We start from the raw sequence: 1,082 nt of genomic DNA on the forward strand, positions 1-1,082 counted from the left end.
GGCCGGCCGCTCCAGCGGCTAGCCGGCAGTTCCCCGATGCAGTCGCGTCCCGCCTGTAGATTGGCCCACAACGTCTCGATGTCAGGGGCCTCTGGAAAGCAGCCGCTCATACCGATTACCGCAATCGGCTCCGGCCGAACCGAGGCCGGCTCAACCGGCATGCCCGGCATCGCGAGTGGACGACGGCCCCGGCGACGGCCGACTGAGGCGACCGGCTCGACCGACGACGCCGTCTGTCCGTCCTGGTGAGCGCCTTGCTGCCGCGTGGGCGCCACGGCAAACGCTGGCGCCAACACGTCGCCATGCTCACGCACCAGATACGCCGTCAGTGCCGCGATCGTCGGCGCCTCGAAGAACACTGTCGGACTCAGCGTCAGCCCATACCGCTGGTTCAACACATTGCCAAACGAGGTCAGCGAGATCGAGTCGAACCCGAACTCGCTCAGTGGCGCATCGCGTTCCAAGCGCTCGCGCGCCATCTTCAGGTGCCCCGCCATCAAACCCGTCAGGGCGCGTTCCAACTGCGCCGCGAAGGCGTCGCGCGATGACGTCGTCTCCGCCTCGGCTCGCAATTCCTGGACACTCTCCGCCTGTACTGGCACCGTATCAGCCTGCACCGGCACTGCCTTCGCCTCATAGGCCGCCCGCACGCTGGCCAGCAGGCGCGCTCGATCTCCATGCAGCACAAGCACATGCGAGGCGTGGGGCGCCACCGACATCCCCTGCACAGGGACAGCGTCCGACGCCACGGACATGCTCTGCACAAGCGCTGCGATCCCCGCCTCGTCCGGCAAGGGCTCCATTCCCGTTGACCGCCGCATCCGCTCCTGGCCCGCCGCATCGACCTGCATGCCGCCTGCGGCCCACAACGGCCAACTCAACGACACCGTCCGTCCCCGGCGCAGCCCCTGGGACACCAGGCCCTGCCGGTACGCCGCGTACGCATCCAGAAAGCCGTTGCCCGCCGCATAATCCGCCTGCCCGACATTGCCCCAGACACTCGCCACCGACGAACACAGCATCAGCCACTCCAGCGCCAGCTCACGCGTCGCTTCGTCCAACGCCACGACACCCGCCACCTT

1 protein-coding gene is annotated in these 1,082 nt (G+C 68.0%); it reads right to left on the bottom strand.

The window, feature by feature from the left end; translation table 11 throughout:
* On the bottom strand, nt 1-1,067 hold a 1,067-nt coding region (locus ACE039_RS19985), incomplete at its 3' end, for an acyl carrier protein (RefSeq protein ID WP_485823175.1).
* Nucleotides 1,068-1,082: the final 15 nt, after the last annotated feature.

The organism is Achromobacter maghribensis (assembly GCF_057334215.1).